Origin of the sequence: Halobacillus salinus, from assembly GCF_004684905.1 — a bacterium.
Lineage (GTDB): Bacteria > Bacillota > Bacilli > Bacillales > Halobacillaceae > Halobacillus > Halobacillus salinus.
Map to the genome: position 1 here is coordinate 1 of NZ_SRJC01000007.1, position 20,221 is coordinate 20,221.

Below are 20,221 nucleotides of genomic sequence, written 5' to 3' on the forward strand. Positions count from 1 at the left end.
CATCCATATTTAGGTTAAACTGAAAGTGAGTCATCATTATTCCTCCTGCACAAGTTTTTAGCGGTAAAAACATTGTGGTCGGAATGATGATGGCTTATTCTTTTTACACAATTATAAGGACTTAATCCAACGGAAGACGCACTCGTCGAATTCAACCGTGTATTTCGACGTTTCAGCAACAATGGGAGACGCACCCGTCGAATTCAGCCGGGTATTCCGACGTTTGAGGCTCAACCAGAAAGGCATTCGTCGATATCTCATTCGCATTGCGACGATCCAATAACCCAAAAAGCCAATTACGTCGTATTATCCATAGAAAAAAGCAGTAACGCCTAAACGTCACTGCTTTTACTTATTGGAGGCTATATACCTTTCCCGATGAATCTTGCACATCCAATCCTAAGGCTTGAGCCGTGGAGTGCTCGAGTTCTTTCATGAGTTCTGGATTATCAATCAGAGATTGACCGTAAGATGGAATCATATCCTTCAGTTTCTCTTCCCAATCTCCCATATACTCAGGGAAACATTTGTCCATCAGTTCCAGCATGATCGAAACTGCAGTCGAGGCTCCTGGAGACGCACCGAGAAGTGCGGCTAAGGTTCCGTCTTCTGAGCTTACGACTTCTGTACCGAAGCGAAGGGTTCCTTTTCCTTCCTCCGTATCTTTAATGATTTGTACACGTTGACCGGCAACGACCAGTTCCCAATCCTCGCTGTCTGCTTCTGGAACGAATTCTCGCAGTTCTTCCATGCGCTGCTCTTTCGATAAGAGAAGCTGTTGGATCAAGTACTTCGTGAGCGAAGCGTTTTTCAATCCGCTTGCCGACATCGTCACCAGGTTGTCTCGTTTTACAGACGTGATCAAATCGGACATCGAGCCCGTTTTCAAGAACTTAGGGGAGAACCCTGCGAAAGGACCGAATAACAAGGTCTCTTTGTTCTCGATGAAACGGCGGTCAAGGTGTGGTACAGACATTGGCGGCGCACCGACAGGAGCCTTGCTGTACACCTTCGCATCGTGCTGAGCTACAATGTCTGGTTTCTGACACACAAGAAATAATCCGCTGACCGGGAAGCCTCCAATACCCCGGCCTTCTGGAATCTTGGATTTCTGTAGCAAGTGCAGGCTGCCTCCGCCACTTCCGACAAAGACGAACTTCGCTTTGTGGTGTTCAATGGTACCGTTTTCAAAGTTACGTACCTTCACTTCCCATGATTCATCGTCTTGACGCTCTACATCATAGACTTCTGTTTGATACTGAACATCGACGTCCGTATCTTCTAAATGATTCATCAATAGACGCGTCAGCTCACCGAAGTTCACATCGGTACCAGCATCCACCTTTGTCGCGGCTACCGGCTGATTCGCATCACGGTCTTTCATCATGAGCGGCATCCAGTTTTTCAATGTTTCATACTGATCTGTGAACTGCATCCCTCTGAACAAAGGATGCTCAGACATCGCTTCATATCGCTTACTCAAGAATTCAACATCCCGTTCCCCGCGGACAAAACTGATGTGAGGAAGAGGACGGATGAAGTCACTAGGACTCTCGATTACATTCCGGTTCGCAAGGTAAGACCAGAATTGCTGCGAAACACGGAACTTCTCATTTATATCAAGCGCTTTGCTGATATCGACTGAACCATCTTCCTGTTCTTTCGTATAGTTCAGTTCGCAAAGAGCAGCATGACCTGTTCCTGCATTGTTCCATTCGTTCGAGCTTTCTTTCCCTGCGCTATCCAGTTTTTCAAACACTTTAATGTTCCAATACGGAGCGACCTCTTTTAGCATCGTACCGAGCGTTGCGCTCATGACGCCTGCCCCGATTAAAATAACATCTGTTTCGATATGTTCTTTGCTCATATCTCTCATACTCCCTGTCATTGTTTTAGGACTTTACACTCTTTTTATAATTTTCCGTAATTTTAGTGTATCATTATGAAGAGAATATGAAAACGTTTAGATGGGTGTTCCTTTCTCAATTTTTTACAAATAAAAAGAGAGCGCACACCTTCCGTCGCCCTCTTTAATAGCTATAAAAATCACGCACTGTCCGCAGGTAAACGCTCCACTTCTTCCCCTCGTTGTAAGTACCATCCTTCGAAGGAATGCGTCCAATGAGAAGGTAGATCGTCCACCTTCACCACTTGAACAGGAGTCGCACGTATCGTTGTCGATAGCGATGCCAGCCCAACCCACTTTTGAAAAATGTTCGCAGACTTTTCCATCTCTTCAATCTTGTTCCGCTTAACCAAAAGGCACTTCGTATGGAAGCCTCCCTTTTTCACCTGAAAAATGGATCCGTTGATTGTGTACTCCGAATAGCGCACATCCAGTACGCGTGATGTGATGACTAGCAACAACAGGACTCCCGATAACCACGCCCAGTATTCACTCAAGCCGTATGGAGCGAAGAAGTAGAGAAGCGGCGTCGCTATGATCCAAACCCAACTTGGTGTCAAAAGTCGGAGGATTAGTGCCCGGCGCGGAAGACGATGCATTTGGTTTGAAACCTTGTAGTCTGGCAGCAGTTCCTGTACCAGTCTCTCCGCTTCTTGAACCGTTAGAAAAGGATAGAGCTTATTGACCTCCTCCCCCTCTTCTTCTCCTCCTGCAGAGATCAGCTTCACTTCGGTCAGCGACAGCAGCCTCTTTATAAATGTCTGACGGAATTCAACCGCCTGCACCTGCTTCTTGGAAATGCTGAACGACGTCTCCTCAAAGAAACCTTTCTTCATATAGATCCCCTCAGAATCAGAGGATATTTCATACCGGCTGTAACGAATGTACGTCCAAATGAAACCTCCCACCAAACAGGCGAGGACGGCCGCAATCCCCCACAATGAAAGCTTCCACCATGTATCTCCATAACTATTCAAGAAATCGGAGAAGACAATTGTCTGCCCAGTACCTTTCTCAAACTTTGAAAGAAGAGACCCAAAAACCGGGACGACGGCTAGGAAACTGAAGGAAGAGAAGGTCGCTTTTTTGATATGGTGCATCGATGGCGTAAAGTGAACATGACGGCTCTCCTCTATTTCTTCGATGTAGGATGCTTCTGGTTCCACTTCTTCATCTGGAGAAATTTCCTCTTCCGCCTTAGTTTCTTCGACCTCATTTTCAGATTCATCCGGCGCAGCAGGAAGATGGACAAGGAGTCCCTCCAACCAGTCGGCGTCCTCCAGTTTCAGAACCTTGAAATCTATTGTCTTATCTTCCTGGGAAGCGACTTCTAATTTCATCGAAGTAGTGCCCGTCCATTTATGAAACAGCTTTTTCTTACGATGGACGTGTTGTACCTTAGAAAACGGGACTGTTTGTTTCTGTTCACCGAGCCCTTTCCTCCGTACCGTAATGGCATGACTGCTGACTTGATAAGTGCTTATGTACCACTGAACCGGAATAGCAATCAACCGTACAGCAAAATAAACCAGGACAAAATACTTTCCATAGGTGAACAACCATAGATCCGAATTTCTGATCACTACAAAATAGAAAAGGATGAAAGAGACTATTTCCCTCAAGACGTTCCACAGCTCGTGCAGCATCCAGAGCGGATGATAACGCTGCTCGTTCATTCTGCCTCCACCTCCTCGATCTTGGCATAGTGAGCTATCTTATTCCGCAGGCTCTTGGCTTCTTTTTCATATAAAAAAGGCATCGCATAGTTCGAACCGGTCGTCTGAACAGAAATGCTCATCATTTTATACTTTCGCATCATCATTCCCTGTTTCGTGGAGACGGCCGAGATTTTCGCCATCGGAATGACTTGCTCCGTCTGCTTTAAGGCACCTGTCTTAATAAGAAGAAACTCCTCCGTCACGCCGTATCGGGTATTCTTATACTTGAAGAACGGGGTAATCAAGGAAGGTATAGTCAACAAAACTATCAAAATAGCCAACCCAAGCAAAACCCAGGCCACCCACTCGGGCCACGAGAAGTAGCTATATAAGGCAAATACCCCTCCTAAAACACCTAACGTCACAATCGACCCCAATAATTCCTGCATGACCATCACCTTAACACTGTCCCTAGGCAACCTTTCCGCCGGACTAGGTACGTATGTATCCAACACCCATCACACTCCCAAAATAATCTACTATCCCATACGCACAAGATAGAAAAAAGTTCCAATGAATTTTGGGGACAGGGACCTTGTCCCATTTTCACAAACTAAAAAACCCTTCTGCTTAGGCAGAAGAGTTTTAATTGAGACGTTCCCAAACGATTTCGTTATTCTGTCGCTCGCCTTGAATAAAGACAGGCTCGCTGGAAATAACCATCTGATCATCTCGAAAACGAACATATCTAAGTTGGGTGTCCCCTTCCCAATTGGGATTGAGACTGACTTTAATATTCTGTTCGATTGTAGCTTGTTCCGGGTCGAGTTGATAAGAACCGGAGTAGGCCAAGTATCCATTCGCCGCTGCGGCTACCGCTTTTTGCGGGCCAGAGTGAAGGTCTCCGCCAGCATACGACAAGCGGCCTGCACTCATGATCTGCACTGACATATGTCCATCCTCATGGTAAATGGCAATCCCGTCCGCATCTTCCCCAAGCGGATAGGTCACTTTCCCGTTCTTGTTGCACACTTTATAGCGAACCAATCGCCAAGAGCCTATTAACTTCTCATTCATCGATTGTTTTTCTTGATTGTTCATGTAGAATCTCCTTTTGTTTTCTCTACTTATCATTTTAACAAAAAGACAGCTATAGGGTTTGTAGATTGCTTGCTCTGGTCTGGAGAATATCTTTTTCAAACAGACCAAAAGAATATAGCAACACTTCACAAAAATTATTATAAATTTTAATTTAATATTTTATTTTTATACAAATGAAACTTCTCTAAAATTATAAACGTCTAATATTTTACATAAGAATTAGTTCTATTATCGAATGAACATTCTCTTAAAAAGCTTCTCTCTTTCATCATTAGTGTTAACGAAAACAATATATATTTCTGTCAAAATTAGTACGATAGATCATCACCGTCTGAAATAAGTAAAACCGAAAAAAGAGGTTCAGTGCGAAAATGTTAACTATTTTGTCATAAACCTTGAAAACACACCAACTACAATATATATTCTTTATATAAATAATAAATAACAAAATTTTAACTAGGTGGGGAATAAATGAAAAAATTAATCTTAAAAAATAAAATAGCTTCAATTATAGTAGCAACATTATTAGTAATAAGTTTAGGCGGAGGAGTTTGGATTTATACCTCTTATGCTCAAGAAGCACCTACACTAGAACCCGGTCAGGAATTAACGGTAGAAGTCGATGAAGCAAGTTCTACGGACGAGCATGTGGAAGTAGAGGAGGAAAGAACCCAATCCGTTGAACAAGAGTTTCCGATGGATATGGGGGAAGGAGAAATTCGAACAGCGCTTCACTTGATGTCCCACCAGAAAGTGAAAGCGAAGAAAAAATGGGGAGCCTTGCCATTAACGGAAGAGCGCGTAAATCGTTTGATTACCGTTGTGCAAAGTGGCGATTACAATAACGGTAATCAATACTTGGACATTTTGAACGCCTGGAAAAACAAAGACTTCTCTGAAGCAGATAAACATCACAACACCATTTGGAGATTAAAAGACGGCACCGTAGGAAAAGCGACCGGCGTGTTGAACAAAGAACAAGAAATAGCGTTCGTTGAAGAAAAATTCGGAAAAAAAGAGGAGTGATCTTGGGGGTCAGGGACTTTGTCCCGCTTAGTGGGACAAGGTCCCTGACCCTACCTACTCTCGCCCCATAAACTCATTCACGAAGATGGCTGCAATGATAAGGAGGATTCCGACCCACTGCACCCACTGCACGGACTCTGACAGAATGATCATGGCGGATACGATCGCAACCGGTAATTCCACGGAACTCAGGACGTTCGCAAGCCTTCCAGGAATAAGCGGAGATCCAATGGCAAAAAACAGAGTCGGCATGACCCCGCCAACGAGCGCAATACCTAACCCGATCAGCCAGAACCTGCTATCTGCGACTACCAAGGACGGAATGTCACGGAAGAAGACGACCGAGACCAACACGAGCGATCCCATCACCATCCATGCACTACGCATAATCGGCGGTGCCTGAACCTCGACCTGGCCACTGAAGAAGATAAATCCGGCGTAAGCCGTTCCAGATAGTAATCCGAGAATCATTCCCATAAGAGGCAGCTCCACTTCCCCTCCACCTATCACTCCTGACGCAAACACCACTCCCGTTAAGGTAATGACAAGCGCAAGCAGGTTAAATTTTGTTGGACGATTTTTATTCAAGATCCATTCATAAATCATCCCAATCCAAACAAATTGAAATAGAAAGATAATAGCTAGTGATGCAGTTATGTATTGCATGGCACCATAATAGAAGATACTCGTCATTCCTACCGTCGTCCCCATTGCCATCACTTTCAAAACGGACATCAAAGACATCCCTCTCATATCAGACCCTTTTACCAAACTCACGCTCCAGAGCAGCAAGGAGGCGATCAGCATTTGAATGATGTTGACTTGTCCTAGAGAATAACCGTAAGCAAAACTCGTCTTCACAAAAATAGGCGTGAACCCGAAACTAGCCGCTCCAAGTAAAACGAACACAATCCCTCTAGCTTTCATCGACCCGACACTCCCTTCTGCAATAATGATCACCACTCTAGTATAAGTGCCCGCCGTCTTACCTGAAAAGCACCCACCTCTCCTACTATTAATGAACGAGAATAACGCCCATCACAGAGCCACTTTTCCCTTTTTCTATGAAAAAATTCAATAAAAGCGTTTTCAAAAAGAGGATTCTATGCCATAATACTTGTATACAAGTACACTTGATGAACAAAGAAGGTGACCTCATGAAAGAAAATCATGAAAATCTATATCCATCAAAATGGTTAAATAAAGCTTCTGCAGGTGAACGTGTCGCTAGTGAACTTAGGATGCGTATTATTGCCGGCCGAATTGAAAGCGGTTCAATCCTATCTGAGAACAAGCTGGCTGCGGAATTCTCTGTCAGTCGATCACCGATTCGCGATGCCCTGAAAATGCTCGCATCGGAAAACCGAATCCGACTGGAGCGGATGGGAGCCGTCGTACTTGAACTGACTGAAAAAGAAATTCAAGAAATATATGATGTCCGTCTACTAATTGAATCGTTCGTTTTCGAGCGTCTCGTCAAGATGGACACGAGCGCTGTGGTAAAAGAACTTAGTAAAACACTTGAGATGATGAAGATCGCTATTAAATATCATGATGCCGATGACTTCTCGTTTCACGACGTCCTTTTCCACGAAACAATCATCAAATCCATTGATCATTCCCATATGTTGATGATCTGGAACAACTTACGACCGACCATAGAAGGGCTCATCCTCCTATCGATGAGATTACGATTCGAAGAAAGAATTGAGGACTTCGATCGCGTCATCCGCAACCACGAATTGTACATTGAAGCGATTGAGAAGAAAGACCGTGAACTCATGGTTCAATCCCTTCATAAGAACTTCGACGATGTACAGGGCCGAGTGGATGACCTATGGATGTCGCAGCAGACCTACACTAAAGGAGTCGAACACAATGACTAACTATATGATAGGTGTCGATATTGGCACCACCAGTACGAAAGCCGTCCTTTTCTCAGAAAAAGGCGAAGTGATCGGGAATGAAAATATCGGATACCCGTTACACACACCGGACATCTCCACAGCGGAACAGGATCCGGAAGAAATTTTCCAAGCTGTTCAAACCGCAATGACGAACTTAGTGAAACACCACCCGGATAAAAACATTTCGTTCGTATCATTCAGTAGTGCAATGCACAGCCTGATTGCAGTGGATGATAACGACGAGCCGCTAACTCCATGCATTACATGGGCGGATAATCGCAGTGAAGCGTGGGCACAGAAGATCAAAGAGGAATGGAACGGCCACGAAGTGTACAGACGTACAGGAACACCGATCCATCCCATGTCTCCACTAAGTAAAATCACGTGGATTGTAAACGAACGACCTGAGATCGATTCCAAAACGAAGAAATACATCGGCATTAAAGAGTTTGTTTTCAAACGATTCTTCGATGACTACGTTGTCGATCACTCTCTTGCCTCTGCAATGGGAATGATGGACCTTGAAAAGCTAGAGTGGGACGAAGAAGCTCTTTCTGTTGCAGGCATTAACCGCGACAAACTTTCGAAGTTAGTCCCAACAACAGAGGTTTTCACGGACTGTGATGCTTCATTAGCAAAAGCGATTGGTATCGATTCCAAAACGCCATTTGTCATCGGAGCAAGTGACGGCGTTCTTTCCAACCTTGGTGTCAATGCCGTGAAAGATGGAGAAATTGCTGTAACCATCGGTACGAGTGGTGCAATCCGTACCGTCATCAATAAACCACAAACTGACGATAAAGGGCGCATTTTCTGTTATGCCTTAACGGAAGATCACTGGGTGATCGGAGGTCCCGTCAACAACGGCGGCATGATCCTTCGCTGGATCCGCGATGAATTTGCCGCAGCAGAAATGGAAACGGCGAAACGCCTAGGTATCGACCCTTATGAAGTACTTACGAAAATCGCCGAAGGAGTCCGCCCTGGCTCGGACGGGTTGCTTTTCCACCCTTACTTTGCCGGCGAACGTGCGCCGCTTTGGAATCCAGATGTTCGCGGTTCTTTCTTTGGACTGACGATGTCTCATAAAAAAGAACACATGATTCGCGCTGCTCTAGAAGGTGTCATTTATAACTTGTACACGGTGTACCTTGCACTGACCGAGTGCATGGAAGGACCAGTGACACGTATACAGGCCACAGGTGGATTCGCAAGATCTGATGTGTGGCGCCAAATGATGTCCGACATTTTCGAGTCAGACGTTGTCGTACCGGAAAGTTATGAAAGTTCGTGCCTTGGCGCTTGTATTCTAGGACTCTATGCAACTGGTAAAGTCGACTCGTTCGATGTCGCATCCGAGATGATCGGAAGCACGTTCAAGCATGAGCCGAATGAAGAAGCGTCGAAAGAGTACCGTCAACTACTGCCTATTTTTATTAACCTATCAAGAACGCTGGGAGAAGAATACACAAGTATCGCCCAGTATCAAAGAAGCTTACTTAACAACTAGGAGGTCTTACTATGCCATTATTAATGGTCGCAATCGGAATTGTTGCCCTGCTTATCCTAATCATGGGGCTGAAACTAAATACATTTGTATCCTTGATCATTGTCTCCTTCGGTGTCGCGATTCTACTTGGAATGCCTTTGGATTCGATCGTATCTTCTATTGAAGCTGGACTCGGCGGAACACTTGGACACCTTGCATTGATTTTCGGACTTGGAGCTATGCTCGGTAAGTTGATCACAGACGCCGGTGGTGCCCAGCGTATCGCCATGACGTTTGTAAATAAATTCGGTGAAAAGAACATCCAATGGGCGGTTGTTTTCGCATCCTTCGTCATTGGTATCGCGCTTTTCTTCGAAGTCGGACTGGTTCTTTTGATCCCGATCGTATTCGCGATCTCTAGACAGTTGAAAGTATCGATTCTTTACCTAGGTATTCCTATGGCTACAGCATTGTCCGTGACTCACGGCTTCTTGCCGCCACACCCTGGCCCAACCGTAATCGCAGGTGAATACGGTGCCGACCTTGGGGAAGTACTTCTGTACGGTATGATCATCGCGATCCCAACAGTCATCATCGCGGGACCGATCTTTACAAAAGTTGCTCAGAAATTAGTACCAGAGGCCTTTAACCGCGAAGGCGATATCGCTTCTCTAGGCGAACAAAAGCAATTCGAATTAGACGAAACTCCTGGCTTCGGAATCAGTGTATTCACAGCGATGCTGCCAGTAATCCTGATTGCTATTTCTACCATCATCACGCTTTTCCAGGAAATGATGGGTGCGGAAGCAAGTGGTTTCTTAACTGTAATTAATTTAATTGGTAACGCATCCACAGCGATGGTTATTTCCCTTCTTGTTGCGATTTATACAATGGGAATCGCTCGCAATATCCCGATGAAAAACGTTATGGACTCTTGCTCCGCAGCGATTACTCAAATCGGTATGATGCTCCTTATCATCGGCGGAGGCGGAGCCTTCAAACAAGTACTGATCGACGGAGGCGTTGGCGACTATGTAGCCCAACTGTTCGAAGGCACTTCTATGTCGCCGATCCTGCTTGCTTGGATCATTGCAGCAATCCTTCGTATCTCCCTAGGATCTGCAACTGTAGCTGCGCTGACAACTGTCGGCCTTGTCGTACCACTACTTGGTCAATCCGATGTAAACCTAGCTCTTATGGTGCTATCTACCGGAGCCGGAAGCTTAGTTGCGTCTCACGTTAACGACGCCGGTTTCTGGATGTTCAAAGAGTACTTCGGTCTGAGCATGAAAGAAACATTCGGAACATGGACGATACTAGAAACACTCATTTCTGTAGTCGGACTAGCGTTCATCCTATTGTTCAGCATGTTCGTATAAAACCAAAAAGCCAGACACTGCTCATGGGCAGTGTCTGGCTTTTTTTTTGGGGACAGGGCATTTGTCCCAACGAACGGGACAGATGCCCTGTCCCCTAAAGCGATTCTTCATATACAAGTTCTCCGTCTGTATCGAACCCTTGGATGGAGTCCATATCTACTTCGAGAGTGGACCCTTCTGGCACAAAGTAATAGAAACGCTTATCTCCGTTTTCTATAATCTCCGCTTCTTCCTCATAGCTCTCCCCTTTAATATGTAAAGAGGTAATCTCATCTCCATAGACCTCTCCCCAAATAACCGTTTGATAAGCGGGCTCTGCAAAGGCTTCGAGGTTCCCGTTTGTAGATACCGATGTCCTCGTACTGACCTCTTTTTCGGGAACAGGCTCTTCCATTTCGTAGGTAGCGGCGCCTGTACTGAACCATCCACTTTCTCGTTTTTCCAAATTCGCTAGCCCATAACCTTTCTCTATTTCAAAGAATGCAATTCCTATGCCCTCTGCTGTTTCCGCGGTATAAAAAAGCTCTTCACCGTCTGTATAACTCTCATAGAAAGCTTCTTCCATTGTCGTTTGTTTCTGCTCTTCTTCACCAGATGTGCATCCGGCTAAAAGCAGGGCACAACCGATCCATATTAAAAATCGTTGCATCCAATCACCCCTTCCTTCTCATTTTATCAAACGAAGAAAGGGTTCTCTTTATAGAACATTCTTACTTGTCCTTTTAGACTTGTACATTTTTTCGTCCGCAGTCGTGTACAATTCCTCTTTCGACATGCCCTCGCTGAAACACTGGTAACCGTAGCAGAAACTCAAATCTCGAACGAGAGGATCGTTGCTTCTTTTCAGGAACCGACTAATCTCTTCTACGTATGTTTTCGTGCTTTTCCCCTTTTCCTCTATGATCACGATGAACTCATCGCCCCCGAGACGTGCCGGCAGAGCATCTTGGTTAAACACTTTTCTCAAAACCCGGCTGAATTCAATCAGCAGGTCGTCCCCTTTTTGATGCCCATATTGATCATTGATCTGCTTGAATCCATTTAAATCAATCACTACAACTCCGAACGGCCGCTTCGTTTCCATCAGGTGCTGGAGACGCATCTCGTAACTCTGACGATTGTAAAGCTTAGTCAGAGCGTCTTGTTCAGTAGAGTGGGATTCAAGAAATGTGTATGCGACTAGAATACCTAGTACATTGGCGGTCCAGGAAAAGTAGAGCTGGGATTCGAACAACTGCACCACCATCCCGACGATTGGTAAAGCGAAAAACAAAATGAAGATACTAGACACATAGGATGGGACTTTTCCGCGGTTCTTCATAACGAACAACAACATGTAAATATATAAACCGGCTAATACGAAGTAATGAAGATCTTTGAAGTCACCACTGCTGTAGCGATTGGTAAAATGCTCTACTTGAAAATACAGTGGATAGAAGAAATTGATGAGAAGAATAAGTAAGGTTATCACACTCATATGTTGATAGAATCCTTTTTTGTAAATACGTGAAGGAGTCTTCAGGTGGTGGTAGTCAACATAAGAGAGTAACAGTCCACCGAGAATTGGGCCGATTAAAAACAGCATGAAATTCGTAGCATACTCTAGGAAATAGGCGCCTGGAAATAGCTTCTTATCAAATATCCAAGTCAACGGCTCTAAGACGATTGCCGCGGCTGTAGCTGCCATGATCATCCTAAGCAGCTTCTTCCCGAAACTTTCTACTTTCGCTCTCGCCCTCATGATAATAAACAGCACCGCCAGAATAAGAAGAGCAAAAACATTCAATTGAAACTGAACTAAATACTCCATCTACCCCGCTCCCCCCAAAAGTTTCTACCAACCAAAACTAGGACTATATTCACCTATTCACTTAATCATAATCGATAGTCTCGCCTCCGTCAAAACGGGGACAGGCGCCTCGTCCCAGCGGGACAAAGTGCCTGTCCCCTATAAAGCGTTGACAATTTTTAAAGGGGACTATATCATTGATACTGATAATCATTATCAATGATTTAGGGCCCGAACATTGAAAATAAGAATAAAGGTGGAATTCTTTATGACGACCAAACGGTCACTGTCTCTATTAGCTCTATTAATCTCGACTCTAGTCTTTTCTATTCTTGTAGGTTGTTCCGCTCAAGAATCCAAATCTGAGTCAAAGAGTGCTTCGGCTAACTCCGATTCTTCGGAAGAGGAAGCAACAGAAGAAGAAACATCCAAGTATCCGATAACCATTGAGCATGCTTTTGGTGAAACAACAATCGAAGAAAAACCTGAACGCGTAGCAACCGTCCAATGGAACAACCATGATGTAGCACTCTCCCTTGGTGTCGTGCCAGTCGGCTTCTCGGCTGCCAACTACGGCGTACAGGATGACAGTGGAATGCTGCCATGGACAGAAGAAAAACTGAAAGAACTTGGGGAAGAAAATCCAAACATATTCCAAGATACCGACGGCCTTGATTTCGAAGCAGTTGCCGATTCAAACCCCGACGTCATTCTAGCTGCCTATTCCGGTATCACACAGGAAGATTACGATATACTTAGTCAAATTGCTCCAGTCGTTGCTTACGACAAAGGCCCATGGATTACGCCTTGGCGCGAAATGGTGATCATGAATGCGAAAGGCATGGGGATGGAGGAAGAAGGAAAACAATTGGTCGAAGAGACTGACCAATTCATTGAGGAAAATGCTAGTGAATACCCTGAACTCAAAGGAAAAACCGTAGCCTTTGCCAGTATTTCCGCAGACGACCTGTCTCAACTTTATATTTACACACCCGAAGACCCTCGTGGGGCATTTCTAGAAGAGCTCGGAATGAAATATCCAGAAAGTGTTTTGAATGAAATCGGAGAAGACGGTGGCTTTTCCATCACGATCAGTGCAGAAAACGCAGACATTCTGAACGAGGCGGATATCATTGTCAGCTACGGAAATGAAAGTCTACTAGAAACGCTTCAAAATGATCCACTACTTGGAGAAATTCCAGCAGTGAAGAATGGATCGATGGTGTTTGTCGGAGACGGCACAACGCTTGCAGCATCATTGACACCTAGTCCTCTTTCGATCCGCTACACACTTGAAGAGTACTTGAAACTACTTGGAGAAGCGGCTGCTAAAGTAAATGAGTAACCTGGCAGAAGTGAAAGATAATCATGTAATCCCCCAACAAGTACCGAGGTATTTCCCTTCGGTACTTGTGGTTGGTTTTGTACTGCTTGTGGTCAGTATTGTGGCTTCTTTAGCTCTTGGTTCCAGGCCGGTAAGCTTGGAAGAAATTATGAACGGATTGTTTACAACGAACCCTGATTCTTATGGGGCAAACGTCGTTGAAAAGCGTGTGCCGCGTACTGTTTTCAGCCTGTTGTGCGGAGCGGCCCTAGGTGTGTCCGGTTCCCTGATGCAGGCTGTTACCCGTAATCCGATTGCCGATCCTAGTATTCTCGGAGTAAATACAGGAGCCGCTCTCTTTGTTGTTGCTGGGATCGCTTTTTTCAATATCAGTACAGCTGGGGAATATATTTGGCTCGCTTTAGCCGGAGCGCTGCTCACTTCTTTTCTTGTCTTTGGAGTAGGTTCGATGGGACGCGGTGGTGCGACACCATTGAAGCTGCTATTGGCAGGAGCGGCGACTAGCGCAGCGCTCTCCTCATTAGTCATCGCCATTATGATTCCACGTTCTTACGTGATGGACCAGTTCCGTTTTTGGCAGGTTGGCAGTGTGGGGACAGCGGATTGGAGCTCCGTCCAACTATTTATTCCCTTCGTCCTTGTAGGACTCTCTATTGCGATTCTTTCAGCGTCTGCCTTGAATGCGATGGCGTTAGGAGATGAGATGGCTACAGGACTCGGTGTCAAAACAAGTACGCTAAGACTGATTGCGGCAGTTGCAGCCGTTCTATTATGCGGCGCAGCTACAGCACTTGCCGGACCGATCGGTTTCGTCGGACTTCTTGCTACGCACCTGATCCGATTGCTTCTCGGCTCGAACCTGCGTTACCTCATTCCGATGTCCGCGCTGGCAGGGGCTGTTGTGCTGACGATATCGGACGTATGCGGACGGCTCATTGGGCGTCCGGGAGAACTGGAAGTCGGTGTCGTGACAGCCTTTGTCGGAGCACCGATTCTTATTATTCTAGCTATGAAAGCGAAAGTGCGATCTATATGACTACTCAAACCGTTGAATTTATTTTATCAGGCAGAACACAACGCAAACGCAGGTGGTACACGGTTACAGGGATACTCGCTGCTCTTGCTTTCGTGTTGATGTGGGCAATGCTGTTACTCGGAAATACGATTTACCCTGTACAAGATGTAATTCGTGTTCTTTTTGGAGAACAGGTGAGCGGTGCCTCCTTCACGGTCGGAACTCTTCGACTGCCCCGTATGCTGTCAGGTGTATTGGCCGGATTCGCGTTTGGCATTGCAGGAAACACGTTTCAGACCATGTTACGTAACCCACTTGCCAACCCGAATGTGATCGGGATTACATCCGGATCCAGTGCAGCGGCCGTATTTTGCATTATCATTCTGCAAGCGAGTAATTCCGTCGTTTCCATAGCAGCCATTATCGGCGGCTTGGTGAGCGTCTTGTGTCTATACTTTTTATCTCGTTCCAAAGGGAAATCTTTTTCTATCGGAAGGGTCATCCTTGTCGGGATTGGCCTTCAAGCCATGCTGAATGCAGTTGTATCTTACCTTTTATTAATTGGAGCGGAACAAGATATCCCAGCCGCGATCAGGTGGCTCAGTGGAAGCTTGAACGGCATTCAGATGGAGGAAATAACACCAATGTTCCTTATTGTCCTCATCTGTTCCCCGATTCTCATTGTTTTAGGAAAACAACTAAGTATTCTCGAACTCGGTGAGCAGGCAGCTACGTCCCTTGGTGTCCGAACAGATCAAGTAAGAATGGCACTTGTACTAAGCGCTGTCGGCATGATTGCCCTCGCTACCGCAACCACAGGTCCGATTGCGTTTGTCGCCTTTTTATCTGGTCCTATTGCCAAACGGCTTGTAGGTGCCGGAATGTCGAATGTGATTCCATCTGGGCTCGTCGGCATCAACTTAGTACTCGCGTCCGATTTGATCGGCCAATTCGCCTTTGACGTGCGCTATCCGGTCGGTGTTATCACCGGTATTATCGGCGCCCCTTATTTGATCTATTTACTTATACGCATGAATAGGAAAGGAGACTTGTAATGAAACCGACTCATTCTTTTCAGGCAGAACACATCGCCGCTGGTTATGATCAGAAAACGATCCTTCAAGATATTAGTCTCGACATCCCGAGCAATCAAATCAGTGTCATTATTGGTGCCAATGCTTGCGGGAAATCAACCCTTCTGAAAACGATGGCACGACTACTTCCGTCCACATCTGGCGATATAAAGCTCGATGGTAAACCGATTGGCAGTATCCCTTCTAAAAAACTGGCTCGCACCCTTGGACTACTGCCACAGTCCCCGATCGTTCCAGAAGGTATTACCGTTGCGGACTTAGTCGGACGGGGCAGGTTTCCTCACCAAACCTTATTCAGCGGCTGGTCGAAGAAGGATTATGAAGCCGTAGCCGAAGCGATGGAAATCATGAATGTGACCGAGCTCGCCAACCAGTCTATTGATGAACTTTCCGGTGGCCAGAGGCAGCGAGTTTGGATTGCGATGGCACTAGCACAGCAAACCGACATCTTATTCTTGGATGAGCCCACGACCTTCCTGGACATCACCTATCAGGTGGAGATCTTAGACCTCCTCACAGACTTGAACCAGAAATATGGCACAACGATTGTAATGGTGCTGCACGACATCAACTTATCCGCGCGCTATGCCGATCATATCTTTGCCCTTAAAAAAGGTGAACTCATCTCGCAGGGGGAACCTTCTGAGGTCATCACTAGTGAGTTGATTCACGATCTCTTCGGCCTTCATTCCACTGTCATCGAAGACCCGGTCTCGGGATCACCTTCCGTTATTCCGATTGGACGTCATCATGTGAAAAAGGAACCCGTGCTAACATAAAAAGAACGCTTCCCAATGAGAGTCTTTACTCTTTGGGAAGCGTTTTTTTATTGAAGAAAACGGGACAGATGCCCTGACCCTATAAGACCAGCATGAGCAGTTGCATGGTAACGTGGGTCATCATGTGGGCGGTGATGCTGGATACGAGGCCGTATCGCCAGAACAGGTAGCCGTACACAATGCCGCCGATGCCATTTAATAGTAGAGCGCGGGTTGCGACCACTGGAGTCAGCTCTCCGAATATTGCAATGTTGGCTGGGAAGTGTCCAACCGCAAACAGAACGGCTGTAATTAGAATCGCCAGCCAATAGGCTCCATCAGATAAGTTGATCCGTTTTTTCACTTTAGCAATTAAGAAAATGATTAAAGACATGAGAAACATCCGTAACATCACTTCTTCAACTACTCCACCGTAAAAGATGCCCATGAGGAGGCCGACAATGGAAAACGATGAGGACAACTCTTCAAGCTCGGGTAGGAACGCGGTAAAAAGGAGACGATCCGCTCCTACAAGAACCAATCCGACAAGTACTCCTCCTATAATGGCTGCCTTCCATCCACGACCTTTCCAAAGGGAGAGCTCTGTACGCTTCAGCAAAGCCCAACCGGCCAAAGCTAGTAAAAATGTCAAAAAAGCCGTTTGAACAGTGACGGCAACAATCACCAATGTCGTATCAGGAATCGGTACAGGCGGGTTCTTTACCGTATTCAATCCTACAAAAAAGCCCCCGATCACTCCCGCGAGTGTAAACGCCAATACAACCGACCACTTATTCTTCATTATGCTCTCCTCTTTTCTTCTGCTCTGGAATAAACGCCGTCGCCATCGATATTTTCTGCCGGCCTTCTGTAGGCTTGTTTCCTACATAGGGCATCAACACTTGGTTGATTTCCTTGCCCAGCTGATGTGCTTCTTCTTCCGATACATACAAGTCCAATTGATTATATCCAAAGAAGTCCTCCCCCATTCGCGTTTCTCCATCTATATAATTCTCCATATCCCTCATCAAATTCGCAAAGAACATCATAAACAACTCCATATGATCATCCTTCGTCATCTCTTTCGCTTCGTCAGCTGAGAAATGAGCTCCATTTTTCTCGAGAGAATAGGTTTTCTCGACGGCTCCGCGCACTTGTCTTTCTTCGATCACATTTATAATATTATTTTCGGTTAAAGCCTGCAGATGGCGATAAAGCGTTGCCTGCGGGACATCGGTAACCCAATCTTTCAAGTCTTGAACCGTTGCTGGTCCTCTGGCCAAACATTGAATGATCTTCATACGCACTGGATGCAAAATCATGTCTGCTTTATTTTTCACGTTCTTTCACCTCATATTGTTATCATTATCGATAATAATAACAAAAGAATGTAAAATAGTCTATAAAATATAGTTGGGCGTTTCGTTTTTATTGTTAATTGGCATCGCACATGCGGATTAATCAATACCACTAACAAACAAAAAGCCCTGTTCCTTAGAAAATAGAACAGGGCTTTCGTTTACTGAAGCTTCTTAAATACATTTTTCACTTTTGGCACCACATCATGACTGCCACCCTCGGTATTCTCAAACATCATCGATACGAGAAGGTCCTTGTTGCTTGTATCCCAACCGATAAACCATCCATTCTCTTGAAGTTCTTCTCCATCTCCCTGTACTTGGGCAGTTCCCGTTTTCCCGGCTAAACTCAGCCCTTCCACAGGCTCATGTGCTGTACCTTCTGGATCTTTCACAACAGCTTGAAGCTGTTTCGTAATAAAGTCAGCCGTTTCGGCACTGATAACTTGTTCATGCCAGGCCTGACTTGTCTCTTCGTCAGCCAGTAGCGTCGGCTTTAATAACGTACCACCCGTCACAAATGGAGTGTACGTCATGGCTAGATGAAGCGGGCTCATCAATACCTGCCCTTGTCCATAGCCAGTTGCCGCCAGAAGGGCTTCGCTTTCGATTGTTCCTTCTTTTGCAACCTGAGATGACTGAAACGGATAAGCGAAAGGAAGCTCCTCTCCAAAACCGAACTGCTTCGATTCTTCAAGAAGCGTCTCTGCACCAATTTGCACTGCTTTTCTTGCAAAGAAAATATTGTCAGACCGGACCAGTGCATCTCTTACATCGACCTGATTATCAACCGCTGCTCCCGGAACTCGTACCACTTTATATCCCGCATCCGCTCTGTATTCTCTACCGTTGATCGTCAATTCTTCTCCAGGGGTGATCGCTCCTGTCTCTAATCCTATCGATGCCGTGATTGGCTTGAACGTCGAACCTGGTGAGTACGTTTTATTGAATTTATTTCGTGTCGTTCCGTCTGACCCAAGCCCCAAACTGAGTTCATTCGGGTCATAAGAAGGAGTACTGACCAGTGCTTTGACTTCTCCTGTAGAAGGATTAATCGCAGAGGCTGCGCCAGATTCTTTTTTCATTTGATTGAATACGGTTCGCTGAATGGTGGACTCTATGGTCAACGTTACGTCTTCTCCGTCTTGGACAGGCTTTTTAGCGAGCACGATGTTCTGAGGTTCTTCTGACTCTTTTGAAATGAGTACGTTCACTCCTGGTACTCCTCTCAACTGTTCTTCAAAAACCTGCTCTAGCCCGGTCTTACCAATCCGGCTAGTCGTAGTGTATATTTGCCCTTCTCGTTCTTCAAGCTCTTCCGCTGTAATGAAACCAACATACCCGGTCAAATGAGCCGCGGCTGCTCCTAAAGGGTAAATACGTCCTTCACTAGGTTTCTTTTGCACTCCAGCTGGAAAACTTTTGTCTGAAAGAGCGTTCAAACGCTTTTGATCATCTTCAGTAACCTTGGCTATCGGAACAAAAAAGTCATCTTTTACCCATGATTGGTTAATCTCTGCTTCTATATCTTCCACCGATAGGCCTAAAACTTCCGATAAACTCTCTTTCAGCTTTTGTTCATTTTTAATATCCCCAGGAACAACTCCAATTTCTATCACTGGAGCATTCACAGCAAGACCCTTCCCATTCGCATCGAAAATCTCACCACGCTCAGGATCACTCTGCTCCGTACTCACCACATCCCCTTTCTCCATCTCTGGGAACAACAATGCCGGCGACCACTCAATTGCCCAGCGATCAGAATCTTCCCCTTCTTCATAAATCAAATTAGCCGCTTGATCGAAACGGATCTCTCCTCCGACTGACTCCATCGAGGCACTGAAATCAAACGACGGCGTCGATTCTTTATCATATTCCTGTTCTTCTTCAGGAAGTTCATATGTAACTTTCAAATTATCCATCGCCATTTCTTCGTAGTTCGACTGATAGAATTCGATAAACTCCTCTTCTGGCATACCTTCTTTATCTTGTTCACTCAGAAGCTTGTACATCTTTTCGTAGCTCCCACTTTCCCACGCATCTACATAGGAGACGAACGTGTCCTCTGGCTTCGGCTGTTCCGAACAAGCCGCAAGCAAAAAGACAACGACAGCTATTCCGATCCATTTCCAACCGCTCTTCATTCGACCTCTCCTTCCTGATTCCTACTTCCTTAGACAAAAGTATCTTTGTTTTTACTAATTATAACAAAAAACCATAGACTAACGGTGGATTTGGCATTATGGGGACAGGGACCTCGTCCCACCGGGACAAAGTCCCTGTCCCCTTTTTCTCGTTTTTTTCCCTTTTGTATATGCTTTCCATCTCTTATAATTCAAAACTATGGAAATTTTCTAACTAATAATAAAAGAAAGTTACATCAAAGGAGGCAATCA

At 45.4% G+C, this 20,221-nt stretch carries 18 protein-coding genes; 8 read left to right on the forward strand and 10 right to left on the reverse strand.

The features are described 5' to 3' along the window. Positions 1 to 352: 352 nt before the first annotated feature. The 4 genes from mqo to E4663_RS17065 form a co-directional block, all read right to left on the reverse strand. On the reverse strand, positions 353 to 1,867 hold the full coding sequence (mqo, locus tag E4663_RS17050; protein WP_135328534.1) for a malate dehydrogenase (quinone): 1,515 nt from the start codon (positions 1,865 to 1,867) through the stop codon (positions 353 to 355). A 179-nt stretch (positions 1,868 to 2,046) separates the two neighbouring features. Continuing rightward, positions 2,047 to 3,582, reverse strand: coding sequence for a PH domain-containing protein (locus tag E4663_RS17055; RefSeq protein WP_135328535.1), 1,536 nt, complete (start codon positions 3,580 to 3,582; stop codon positions 2,047 to 2,049). Further along, the gene (locus E4663_RS17060; RefSeq protein ID WP_135328536.1) at positions 3,579 to 4,079 is read right to left on the reverse strand and encodes a PH domain-containing protein; all 501 of its coding nucleotides are present in this window, start codon (positions 4,077 to 4,079) and stop codon (positions 3,579 to 3,581) included. The genes E4663_RS17055 and E4663_RS17060 overlap by 4 nt, the downstream gene beginning before the upstream one ends. A 130-nt stretch (positions 4,080 to 4,209) precedes the next feature. Continuing rightward, the gene (locus E4663_RS17065; protein ID WP_135328537.1) at positions 4,210 to 4,665 is read right to left on the reverse strand and encodes a lipocalin-like domain-containing protein; all 456 of its coding nucleotides are present in this window, start codon (positions 4,663 to 4,665) and stop codon (positions 4,210 to 4,212) included. Between the two features lie 471 nt (positions 4,666 to 5,136). Here E4663_RS17065 and E4663_RS17070 point away from each other — a divergent pair, with 471 nt between their 5' ends. Beyond that, on the forward strand, positions 5,137 to 5,691 hold the full coding sequence (locus tag E4663_RS17070) for a DUF6241 domain-containing protein (protein WP_135328538.1): 555 nt from the start codon (positions 5,137 to 5,139) through the stop codon (positions 5,689 to 5,691). Positions 5,692 to 5,745: 54 nt separating this feature from the next. On the opposite strand, the gene E4663_RS17075 is transcribed toward E4663_RS17070, so the two are convergent. Beyond that, positions 5,746 to 6,654, reverse strand: coding sequence for an EamA family transporter (locus tag E4663_RS17075; RefSeq protein WP_241657235.1), 909 nt, complete (start codon positions 6,652 to 6,654; stop codon positions 5,746 to 5,748). Positions 6,655 to 6,848: 194 nt separating this feature from the next. Here E4663_RS17075 and E4663_RS17080 point away from each other — a divergent pair, with 194 nt between their 5' ends. Genes E4663_RS17080 through E4663_RS17090 form a run of 3 tightly spaced genes read left to right on the forward strand, consistent with a single transcriptional unit; the run spans position 6,849 to position 10,466 of the window. Next, positions 6,849 to 7,577: a GntR family transcriptional regulator gene (locus E4663_RS17080; protein WP_079477575.1), complete on the forward strand. Its 729-nt coding sequence runs from the start codon at positions 6,849 to 6,851 to the stop codon at positions 7,575 to 7,577. Then, positions 7,570 to 9,108: a gluconokinase gene (gene gntK, locus E4663_RS17085; RefSeq protein ID WP_079477574.1), complete on the forward strand. Its 1,539-nt coding sequence runs from the start codon at positions 7,570 to 7,572 to the stop codon at positions 9,106 to 9,108. Before E4663_RS17080 ends, gntK begins: the two co-directional genes overlap by 8 nt. Before the next feature lie 11 nt (positions 9,109 to 9,119). Next, a complete protein-coding gene (locus E4663_RS17090; RefSeq protein ID WP_079477573.1) occupies positions 9,120 to 10,466 on the forward strand; it encodes a GntP family permease in 1,347 nt (448 codons plus the stop codon). 94 nt (positions 10,467 to 10,560) lie between these two features. On the opposite strand, the gene E4663_RS17095 is transcribed toward E4663_RS17090, so the two are convergent. Together E4663_RS17095 and E4663_RS17100 are read right to left on the reverse strand one after the other, a co-directional pair. Beyond that, positions 10,561 to 11,115: a hypothetical protein gene (locus tag E4663_RS17095; RefSeq protein ID WP_135328539.1), complete on the reverse strand. Its 555-nt coding sequence runs from the start codon at positions 11,113 to 11,115 to the stop codon at positions 10,561 to 10,563. 48 nt (positions 11,116 to 11,163) lie between these two features. Further along, entirely contained in the window at positions 11,164 to 12,276 is a 1,113-nt protein-coding gene (locus E4663_RS17100) for a GGDEF domain-containing protein (RefSeq protein WP_135328540.1), read from the reverse strand. A 247-nt stretch (positions 12,277 to 12,523) separates the two neighbouring features. Here E4663_RS17100 and E4663_RS17105 point away from each other — a divergent pair, with 247 nt between their 5' ends. The 4 genes from E4663_RS17105 to E4663_RS17120 are packed head-to-tail and all read left to right on the forward strand — an operon-like array spanning position 12,524 to position 16,488. Further along, a complete protein-coding gene (locus E4663_RS17105; RefSeq protein ID WP_135328541.1) occupies positions 12,524 to 13,600 on the forward strand; it encodes an iron-siderophore ABC transporter substrate-binding protein in 1,077 nt (358 codons plus the stop codon). After that, positions 13,593 to 14,636 carry a FecCD family ABC transporter permease gene (locus tag E4663_RS17110; RefSeq protein ID WP_135328542.1) on the forward strand — a complete coding sequence of 348 codons (1,044 nt, stop codon included), beginning with the start codon at positions 13,593 to 13,595 and terminating at the stop codon, positions 14,634 to 14,636. The genes E4663_RS17105 and E4663_RS17110 overlap by 8 nt, the downstream gene beginning before the upstream one ends. Further along, complete coding sequence (locus tag E4663_RS17115) at positions 14,633 to 15,670, forward strand: FecCD family ABC transporter permease (protein WP_135328543.1); 1,038 nt, start codon at positions 14,633 to 14,635, stop codon at positions 15,668 to 15,670. Before E4663_RS17110 ends, E4663_RS17115 begins: the two co-directional genes overlap by 4 nt. Then, positions 15,670 to 16,488, forward strand: a complete 819-nt coding sequence (locus E4663_RS17120; RefSeq protein ID WP_135328544.1) for an ABC transporter ATP-binding protein — start codon at positions 15,670 to 15,672, stop codon at positions 16,486 to 16,488. The genes E4663_RS17115 and E4663_RS17120 overlap by 1 nt, the downstream gene beginning before the upstream one ends. 79 nt (positions 16,489 to 16,567) lie before the next feature. Here the strand turns inward: E4663_RS17120 and E4663_RS17125 are convergent, their stop codons facing one another. From E4663_RS17125 to E4663_RS17135, 3 genes are all read right to left on the reverse strand, one after another. Further along, on the reverse strand, positions 16,568 to 17,269 hold the full coding sequence (locus tag E4663_RS17125; protein WP_135328545.1) for a CPBP family intramembrane glutamic endopeptidase: 702 nt from the start codon (positions 17,267 to 17,269) through the stop codon (positions 16,568 to 16,570). Beyond that, positions 17,259 to 17,807: a helix-turn-helix domain-containing protein gene (locus E4663_RS17130; protein ID WP_135328546.1), complete on the reverse strand. Its 549-nt coding sequence runs from the start codon at positions 17,805 to 17,807 to the stop codon at positions 17,259 to 17,261. The genes E4663_RS17125 and E4663_RS17130 overlap by 11 nt, the downstream gene beginning before the upstream one ends. 179 nt (positions 17,808 to 17,986) lie before the next feature. Next, a complete protein-coding gene (locus tag E4663_RS17135; RefSeq protein ID WP_135328547.1) occupies positions 17,987 to 19,969 on the reverse strand; it encodes a penicillin-binding transpeptidase domain-containing protein in 1,983 nt (660 codons plus the stop codon). Positions 19,970 to 20,221 lie beyond the last annotated feature (252 nt).